This window comes from Vibrio sp. HM8-C (assembly GCF_058630515.1).
On record NZ_JBMMKS010000029.1, the window covers coordinates 1 to 9,282 of the forward strand.

7 protein-coding genes are annotated in these 9,282 nt (G+C 42.9%); 4 read left to right on the forward strand and 3 right to left on the reverse strand.

Features of this window, described 5'->3' with window-relative positions:
* Positions 1-53 precede the first annotated feature (53 nt).
* Together ACOSVQ_RS20450 and garD are read right to left on the reverse strand one after the other, a co-directional pair.
* Positions 54-1,091, reverse strand: coding sequence for a type 2 periplasmic-binding domain-containing protein (locus tag ACOSVQ_RS20450; protein WP_491984275.1), 1,038 nt, complete (start codon positions 1,089-1,091; stop codon positions 54-56).
* Positions 1,092-1,175: 84 nt separating this feature from the next.
* Positions 1,176-2,726: a galactarate dehydratase gene (gene garD / locus ACOSVQ_RS20455; protein WP_491984276.1), complete on the reverse strand. Its 1,551-nt coding sequence runs from the start codon at positions 2,724-2,726 to the stop codon at positions 1,176-1,178.
* 600 nt (positions 2,727-3,326) lie between these two features.
* On the opposite strand from garD, the gene ACOSVQ_RS20460 reads away from it, so the two are divergent.
* From ACOSVQ_RS20460 to ACOSVQ_RS20470, 3 genes are all read left to right on the forward strand, one after another.
* Entirely contained in the window at positions 3,327-4,304 is a 978-nt protein-coding gene (locus ACOSVQ_RS20460) for a 2-hydroxyacid dehydrogenase (RefSeq protein ID WP_491984277.1), read from the forward strand.
* A gap of 7 nt (positions 4,305-4,311) precedes the next feature.
* The gene (locus ACOSVQ_RS20465) at positions 4,312-4,758 is read left to right on the forward strand and encodes a GNAT family N-acetyltransferase (RefSeq protein WP_491984278.1); all 447 of its coding nucleotides are present in this window, start codon (positions 4,312-4,314) and stop codon (positions 4,756-4,758) included.
* Positions 4,759-4,878: 120 nt separating this feature from the next.
* The gene (locus tag ACOSVQ_RS20470) at positions 4,879-6,915 is read left to right on the forward strand and encodes a methyl-accepting chemotaxis protein (protein WP_491984279.1); all 2,037 of its coding nucleotides are present in this window, start codon (positions 4,879-4,881) and stop codon (positions 6,913-6,915) included.
* 63 nt (positions 6,916-6,978) lie between these two features.
* Here the strand turns inward: ACOSVQ_RS20470 and ACOSVQ_RS20475 are convergent, their stop codons facing one another.
* Positions 6,979-7,818: an aldo/keto reductase gene (locus ACOSVQ_RS20475; RefSeq protein ID WP_491984280.1), complete on the reverse strand. Its 840-nt coding sequence runs from the start codon at positions 7,816-7,818 to the stop codon at positions 6,979-6,981.
* A gap of 310 nt (positions 7,819-8,128) precedes the next feature.
* Here ACOSVQ_RS20475 and ACOSVQ_RS20480 point away from each other — a divergent pair, with 310 nt between their 5' ends.
* A complete protein-coding gene (locus tag ACOSVQ_RS20480; RefSeq protein WP_491984281.1) occupies positions 8,129-9,211 on the forward strand; it encodes an ABC transporter substrate-binding protein in 1,083 nt (360 codons plus the stop codon).
* Positions 9,212-9,282: the final 71 nt, after the last annotated feature.

A 9,282-nucleotide genomic window follows, 5' to 3' on the forward strand; every position in this document is an offset into this window, starting at 1 on the left:
AAAAATGCCCACTAATGTGGGCATTTTGCTGACTATCGGGGACGAATCGATAGTTATTCTGTAATGTTTTTAAGTACTTCTTTGTACTTCTCACTCTTCGCTTGTAAGTGTTCAAGCGCTGCTTTTGAATCACGGAAGTTAGGTACAAAGAACGCTTTTTCAAATGTTTTTTGAATCTCGCCTTCAGCGTAGATTTCTTTCAGAGCTTTATCGATGTATTCGATTTGGTCTTTTGGCATCTTCTTGTTGTATAGGAAGAAGAACTCTTTATCGAACGTGAAGTTCGTTGTTGCATCCATTGGTACTTGTACTTCTGGCTCTGCATAAGAGTAGATTTGCTCTTTACTTAAACCACCAAAGCCGTTTTTGTTAACGTTCGCGATAGTGTCACGAGTAGAAGTTAACCATACGAATTTCATCGCTTTTTGGTCAGAAGCTTCTAGACGAGTGAACTGTTCGTTAGCAGGCAAGCTACCTTGGATTAGGTCTGCTAGACCATCAAACAACAGTTGGTTTTTGTCAGATTGAGAACCAGTGTTAATAGCAACGAAGTTTGACTCTTTGCCTGGGTATTTCAATTTGATCGCGTTCTTAATCGCACTATAGCCAATTTCAGATACACCACCTGGTTGGATAGCAACACGAACAGTTTCACCTTTACCAACGGCGTCGATGATATCGTCCAGTGTGTTGTATGGAGACTTCTTAGGTACTAGGTATGCGTTCGCAGGGTTGATTGCAAAAGTTGGACCGATAGTGAACTCGTTAAAGATGTCGTAGTACCCTTTAGTTCCATACAAGTAGCCAAGGTAAGACTGGTCGTGGAAAATCATAATGGTGCTACCATTACTCACACGGCGAATAGTTTGGAATGCTGCAGTTTCACCAACAGCATCAACTTTTACGTTTGCGTCTAATTTCTTCGCTAGCGCTTCAGAAACAATTGCCGCAGCTTGGTAAGTATCACCACCTGTTGATTTAGAACCGATTACAACACGAACGTTACCAAAGTTTGGTTTGTCCGCACTCATCGCGACCATTGGCAGTGCCATTAGAGAAAGTGCGATTGCGTTCCTTACGAATTTTTTCATAAATTCCTCTCGTTTCACTTAATTTAAAAATGTGTAGGTATAGGTAGGGTCTGTCATTCGTGAGAACACAGACCCTTATTATTTTTAAGTCACTGGTGCTGGGTTAAATACTGCCAGCGCATTATGCAGACCCCATTGATCTGAGTAGGTTTTCTTCTCACCACTCGCAACTGCGATTACATAGTGGAAAATTTCCCAACCCATCTCTTCTAGCGTGTTGTCACCAGTTGCAACTGTACCTGCGTCAATGTCCATCAGATCGTGCCAACGTCTAGCAAGCGGAGTTCGTGTTGCCACTTTAATGACAGGAACTGCTTCTAGTCCGTAAGGAGTACCACGTCCAGTTGTGAACAATTGAACAGTAATGCCTGAAGATACTTGCTGAGTACCACATACGAAATCACTAGCTGGTGTCGCTGCGTAGATCAGGCCTCTTTTCGTTGGACGTTGTCCTGGCGAAAGAACTTCTACGATTGCGCTACTACCCGATTTCGCAATAGATCCTAAAGCTTTCTCAACTACGTTTGCTAAGCCTCCCTTCTTGTTCCCCGGAGATGGATTTTCTCTTCGGTCTGTTTGTCCTAGGCTTAGGTAGTGATCGTACCAAGCCATTTCATCCATTAGGCGTTGACCCACTTCTTTGCTTTCACAGCGAGGACCAAGCAGATATACCGCGTCTCGAACTTCAGTCACTTCTGAGAACATAACGGTTGCACCAGCGCGCACGAACAAGTCAGCAGCAACACCAACTGCAGGGTTAGCCGTTACCCCAGAAAATGCATCGCTACCACCGCACTGTGTACCAACAACCAGTTCAGACACAGGACAATCTTCACGTTGGCGGGTGTTCAGTTTAATCAGGTGCTTTTCAGCAGTTTGCAAAATGCTACGAACCATAGATTGGAAACCAACGTGGTTGTCACTTTGCAGTGAAATAATGTCATCTGGATCAACGTTGATGCCCTTAACGTCGTCCGTTCCTTTAAGCAACTTTTCAGGTTGAAGCTTTTCACAGCCTAAACCTACTACCATCACTTCACCACCGAAGTTAGGGTTCAATGCAAGGTTGTGAATAGTACGAATTGGCACTACTGCTGCTGGTGCATTAATCGCTACACCACAGCCATACAAGTGGTTCAAACCAACAACACCGTCCACATTTGGGTATTTAGGCAGTAAGTCACGCTTGATAATGTTAACTACGTAATCCACCACACCCGCTACACAATGCACACTGGTTGTAATACCAAGCAGGTTCTTCGTTCCCACACTGCCATCCGCATTGCGGTAACCTTTAAACGTGTAGCCAGTTAATGGTGGCAATGGCTCAGGAACGCTGGTTGCTAGTGGAATATCTTCCAATGGTGGAGCTTCAGGAATATCCACGAGAAATTCGTTGATCCAACCACCTTTAACAATTGCTGTGTTGGCATAACCAATCACTTCACCATAACGGCGAATTTTATCGCCTGGTGCAAAGTCAACAAGAGCGACTTTGTGTCCTTCTGGAATATCTTCCTGCAATTGAAATTCGTCGTTGAACATAGTTCCTTTAGGCAACCCACCATCGTTAACAACGATGGCAACGTTATCGCTAGGATGTACTTTAATATAACGAGGCAACGTATTATTCATTTCACAAGCTTCTTTGAGTGATGTTCATGCCATAAAAATTAGTCCATTGCGAGATTGGTTACATCATAAGTATTATCAAATTATTCTGTTTTTTATTTATTCAGTTTTGTTCAAATTTACAAAAGCAGAGATTTGAATCACAACCAAACGGGAAATTGTAGACCTTGGTCTAACTTCTTTAATTGCAATTATTTTTTAAAGATTAAACTCAAGTTGTAGTTAGCGATCTATATCACAATATATTTAGCCAAGTTGGCAAAAATATTGTTTAAATTAATTATTGCTAAACTACAGAAATTCTTAACGTGCGTGACTAATAAAAATTATCATTTATAAACAATGATTTATAAATACACCAAAGGTTCATATCAAGTTGTAATTAATTACAAATACAGGCTTTCGTAACAATGTTAGATATATTCACGTTTAGTTAACTTTATGTTTTATTCAAATATCTGTTTTTATTTTTGTCGGTATGGATCACGGTAATAGAACGATATAAGGTAAGAGCAGAACAAAATAATTTTGGCTTTGACAGCTGTAAACTTGAACAAATTGTTGTTTTTAGAAGCGGTCGCGAAGTTGTCTAGGAGAGAGTAAATGAAAAAGAAAGTCATTCTGTACAAGAGTATCCCTGAAAATGAAGTCAACCGTCTGCATGAACACTTCGATCTAACCGTGTTTAATGAACTTAATGATGCTAATCGCGAAGAATTCAACGCAGCATTGACTCAAGCGCATGGAATCATAGGTTCTGGTGTCGTAATGTCCGATGAACTGCTCAATACTGCACCACATCTTGAAGCAGTATCGACCATTTCCGTGGGTATCGACCAGTTCGGGTTTGACTATCTCTCCCAACGCAAAATTGCCCTAATGCACACGCCTGGCGTATTAAATGAAACCGTAGCAGACACCGTCATCCTTCTTGCCTTAGGTACCGCTCGCAGAGCTGTAGAGGTTTCAAACATGGTGAGAGAAGGTCGCTGGGACAGAAATCTTCCCGCTGAATATTTTGGTGTCGACCTTCACCATAAGAAGATGGGTATTGTCGGTATGGGTCGCATTGGCTATGCAGTCGCTAAACGCGCTCATATGGGATTTGGCATGTCTATCTGCTACCACAACCGTTCCGCTAACGTTGAAGCAGAGCGCGATTTCGCAGCAGAGCGCTTAGAACTTAATGAGCTGCTTTCAACGTGTGATTTCGTTGTCGTACTGGTTCCTCTTAGCGCGGCAACCGAAAAAATGTTTGGCAAAGAACAATTTGAACTCATGAAATCCAGCGCCATATTTGTCAATGCTGCACGTGGCAAAGTTGTTGATGAAAATGCATTAATCGAAGCGTTGAAAAACAAAACCATTCGCGCTGCTGGTTTGGATGTGTTTGAAGTTGAGCCTCTGCCTGCATCATCGCCCCTTACCCAATTGGATAATGCATTCTTGTTACCACACATAGGTTCTGCAACCACAGAAACTCGTTACAGCATGGTGCAGTGTGCTGTTGATAACATCATTGCTGCATTAAATGGAGACTATTCGGCAAATTGCGCTAACAGAGCACAAATTGAAGGATAACTCCGTTTTGAGTGAGATTCGATTTCGCCCAGCTACTGACGCCGACTGCCTTTTTGCTTATGAACTTAAAAAGGCAGTCGACTTCGATTTGCTAACGCTTGAGCATGGTTGGGACGAAGAGCTTCAATGGGCCTTGCATCTACACGAATGGAATACTGGTCTGCCTACAGTAATCTGCCATCAAGACAAGCCCATCGGAACTTACATGTTGCTGGAAAAACGTGACCAGCTCTTCTTTTCTAGGTTCTTTATTCTACCTAATTATCAAAATCAGGGGATCGGAAGTAAAGTTATGGAATATGTCATCCGATATTCTAAACAGACCGGAAAACCCTGTTCTCTAAGCTATCTTAAAGACAGCCATGCAGGAAGCCTCTACAAACGCATGGGATTTGAAATCTATCGGGAGGAATCACCCTTTATTTATACCAGATACACCCCTACAAAGTGCTGAACTCAGCAAAATGTAACAATCGAGATTCAACAAAATCTATAAATAAAACGACGAAGAATAAACACATATGCATAACTCACGACAAAAAGTGGTTTGAGTATAAAAAGGTTAGGAATGTCTATGATCCAATATTACCGAAACAGAAACTTGGGGTTTCAGTTGCGCACCGTCATGACGGTATGTTTGCTGATTGCATTTTCAAGCATAGCTGCATTGGTCTATCAAAATGCTTCCAAAGTACTTTTGAATACGACACTGACGGAGCAACAGTCCAAAATCCAAGCTATGGGTAAGACCATTGAAGGTCAGTATAACGCTTACCTAGAAACCGCTCGTATCCTTGCATCCACTCTTCGTAATGGGTACCTAGAAGGATTTTATGTTGAAGATAACGAAGTCAATTACAATGGCTACCAAATTCGCGATATTACAATTTGGGGTGAGAGCATTGTAAGCGATGTTCGTAAGCCTGAAGCTTTCAGTCGGGATACAGGTGCTGCTGCCACTATATTTGCGCCAGTAGGAGACGATTGGATTCGAATCTCCACTTCACTTCGCGACTCAGAAGGCAAATTAGAAATAGGCACTTTATTAGGCAAAGAACACCCTGCATATAACAACATCATGAATGGTCAGCCTTATTATAGTGTGGTGACTTTATTAGGTCGGAACTATATCGCCTATTATGACCCCGTATTGAGTGATGAAGGAAAAGTAACAGCCATTACCAGTATCGCCTTGCCAGTAGAAGATGCCACCCAATCTATTTTTGAGTCTTTACGGTCCGTTTCTTGGGGTGACACTGGCTATACGATTGTTCTAGACAACAAACAAACAGACCTTGGTCATTATCTGTTACACCCCAAATTTAAACCCAATGATCCATCTATCTTAGATGTTGCCGATTACAACGGTGCAAAGCCTTTTAAAGCTATCTTTAGTCAGGATACAGGCATCCTCACTTATCCATGGGAATTTAACGGCTCAGTCGGAGAAAAATACATTGTGTACACCACTGTTCCGGGTTGGGATTGGAAGATTCTTGGGGGTACGTTTGTAAGTGAAGTGACCAAAGAGAGTACAGAACTTCTCAAACTGATTGCTATCATTTCCCTTGTAGTTGGCGCATTAACCTTTGTGATCATGAGTCTCTTCATTAATCGCAGTACCAAGCCATTGACCACTCTTAGTGGGTATATGGAGCGATTGGGCGAAGGTGAAGTGAGCATCAAAGTTGATCAAGGCAGTCAAAATTCACAGAACGAAGTGACAAGGCTTACGAACAGCGTCAGCAACATGGCAAACCGCCTTAACTCTCTTGTTGGTGATATCCGTTCGACCAGTGAACAGCTCGACGGTCAGTCAAGTAGTGTGTTGAGTGATGCACAAACCAATTTGCGTCAGTCGGATGCACAACAGCGCCAAGCAGAACAAGTGGTTACAGCTATTGAAGAGATGGCGACATCCGCAAAATCTGTGGCACAGCAAGTTGAAGCGATTGCTGAAAACGTCCGTCAAGCAGATGAGAGCACTCAAACCGGTTTGGGTAAAGTGGAAGAAGTTTGCTTAGATGTGGCACAGCTTAACGATCAGCTCGATCAATCAGCGAAAGCCATTGAGCAAGTAAACAACGACAGTAATAGCATCCAAAGCGTCACTAAAATGATTGATGATATTGCCGAACAGACGAACTTGCTGGCTCTTAACGCTGCAATCGAAGCGGCGCGAGCTGGTGAACAAGGTCGTGGCTTTGCCGTCGTTGCCGATGAAGTAAGAACTCTTGCTGCTCGCACGCAAATGTCGGTTAAAGACGTGGTTCAGATTATTAACCAGTTGAAGAGCTCAACAGGCAATGCGGTTTCTTTAATGCATCAAAGCCAGCAAAACGCTAACAAGGTGCTCGATAAGGCGCAAGAAGCGGGCACTTCACTCGAATCTATAGCAGAACAAGTACGCGGCATTGCAGGTCAAGCCGAAGCGATTGCCACAACAGCAGAGCAACAAGCTCAGGTATCACAAGAAGTTGCAGCAAGTGCTTCTGAAATTTCCGACTTGAATGTTCAAAGCCGAGAAACGAGCGCGCAGACATCCGGTAGTGCACAGCAATTGTCTGAGCTGTCAAAACACCTCAAACAGCAAGTGGACTTCTTCCATTAATTTGAAGTCGTTACCTTGTACAACACAGACTAAAAGAGCCGCATCAGCGGCTCTTTCTTTTACCTATCGAATTCCTATTCGACCTTCATAAGCGTTACTCGGCGCTGGAAATTCTCGGTTAAGAAGCTCTAGATCACCCGCATTTAAACGGATGTTTGCAGAGTCTAAGTTCTCTTTCACTCGAGAAACCGTGCTGGATTTAGGTATGGCAATAACGCCAGGCTGATGAAGCAACCAAGCTAACGCTATTTGGGCAGGAGTAGCATTGTGCTTGTCTGCAATCGTCTGGAGTGCAGGTTCAAACAATAAAGAGCCTTGATCTAATGGGCAGTAAGCCATCATTGACATTCCCTTCTGATCGCAAAACGGTTTTACCGCCCACTCAGGCTCTCTGCACGCTAAGTTATAAAGCACTTGGTTTGTTGCACAAAGCCCTTGAGAATCAGCAGCGCAGAAGTCTTTTAAATCATCAATATCAAGATTGCTGACACCATAATCTCGGATCTTGCCCTGCTCTTTTAATAAATAGAGCGCTTCCAGTGTCTCTTCAAAAGGTACAGAACCCATCCAATGAAGAAGATACATATCTAAATAATCGGTATTCAGACGACGTAAACTTCTCTCGCACGCAGTTATCACCCCTTTGCGTGAAGCATTATGAGGATAAAACTTACTCACGATATAAAGCTGGTCTCGGAAGCCTTTCATTGCTTCACCTGCAATACTCTCAGCTTCGCCTTCACCATACATTTCTGCGCAATCAAGCAAGCGCGCGCCATATTCAATACCAAAGCGTAACGCTTCCACTTCCTGCTTGCGAGTTCTCTGGTTCTCCCCCATATACCAAGTACCCAAGCCTAAGCGAGGCATAGGATTGTTACTTGGCAAAATAAAATCTTCCATTTTTATTCCTTACAACTAACAAGAGCAAACTTTTCATATCTTCAGATTTCCATATCTACAGAATAGCGACGAAAGCACGATAGGTGTTGCCAGAATCACACATCTTTGAACTGAAATGAGCGATTTGTAGCAATGAACAATATTTGTAGCAATGAACAATAAACGCTATGAGTTAGGCGACAAAATTATAGAAAAATAAATGATAATAGTTTGCATGTGCATTTATATTGACAATATAATCAGCGCCAACCGCCAGACAAGCGGCATCAATAACGATCTTTTAAACAAGGACAATAAAAGGTTTCATTACATGATTCAAAAACTGTTTAGCCTTTCAACTTTGCTGTTTGCTTCTTACAGCTTCGCTCAAACAACCACCATTACAGACGTACTTGACCGAGAAGTGACTTTCGATGCGCCAGCAAAGCGCGTTGTCGTTGGTTTCTACCCTGAAGATTACATGGCGATTGGTACAGAAGCTGCGTACGATAACGTCGTTGGTATGTCAAAATACATTTGGCAAGCACGCCCAGCAAACTGGGAAATGAACGTGAAACACCGCCCTTCACTCGACGAGATTCCGGGTATTGGTCGTGTAGACACCAATACGTTCTCAGTAGAGAAAGTGATCAGCCTAAGACCAGACCTTATCATGCTGGCTGACTGGCAATACAAAGGCTTAGGCAGTGATATCCAACGTCTTGAAAGCGCTGGTATTCCAATTGTTGTGGTTGACTACAACGCTCAAACTCTAGATCGCCACATCAAAAGTACAGAACTTATCGGTGTGATCACAGGTCAACAAGAGCGCGCGGCTAAAATCGCCAACGAATATAAGCAGAACATCGAGATGATTACTGCTCGTTTAGAGAAAGCGAACCTTCCTCAACCAAAAATTTATACCGAGTATGGTGCATCAGGCATCAACGAGATCGGCTATACATTCGGTAAAAACATGTGGGGTGCTATCGCAACGGTCGCTGGCGGTAACAACATTTCAGCACCATATGTTGAGTGGTGGGGCAAACTAAACCCAGAGCAAATCATTGCCGCAAACCCAGATGTTATCGTCATCACTGGTTACGAAACGGGTACAGGTGGTGATTCAATGGTTATGGGTCAAGGCGTGCAAGAATCTGTAGCGAAAGAGCGTCTAGAAGGCTTTAAGAAGCGTACTGGCTGGTCTTCAATTGCAGCAGTTAAAAACAACCGTATGTATGCGGCTTACCACGGCGCATGCCGTACCATTCTTGATGGTGCAATGATTCAGTTCTACGCAAAAGCAATGTACCCAGAAGTATTTGCAGACTTGAATCCAAATCAAGCATACCTAGACTTCTACAAAAACTACCTACCAGTAATGCCTGAAGGTACGTTCGTCACTGAACTATAAGTTTTTCGAGTTATCTGTTACTTAGAGCTATCCGTTATTACGAGCTATCTATTGTTAACAGATACTATTAA

Excerpts from the sequence above, each read along its gene's own strand:
- ACOSVQ_RS20450 (WP_491984275.1), bottom strand. The coding sequence starts at position 1,091 with ATGAAAAAATTCGTAAGGAACGCAATCGCACTTTCTCTAATGGCACTG.
- garD (WP_491984276.1), bottom strand. The coding sequence starts at position 2,726 with ATGAATAATACGTTGCCTCGTTATATTAAAGTACATCCTAGCGATAAC.
- ACOSVQ_RS20460 (WP_491984277.1), top strand. The coding sequence starts at position 3,327 with ATGAAAAAGAAAGTCATTCTGTACAAGAGTATCCCTGAAAATGAAGTC.
- ACOSVQ_RS20470 (WP_491984279.1), top strand. The coding sequence starts at position 4,879 with ATGATCCAATATTACCGAAACAGAAACTTGGGGTTTCAGTTGCGCACC.
- ACOSVQ_RS20475 (WP_491984280.1), bottom strand. The coding sequence starts at position 7,818 with ATGGAAGATTTTATTTTGCCAAGTAACAATCCTATGCCTCGCTTAGGC.
- ACOSVQ_RS20480 (WP_491984281.1), top strand. The coding sequence starts at position 8,129 with ATGATTCAAAAACTGTTTAGCCTTTCAACTTTGCTGTTTGCTTCTTAC.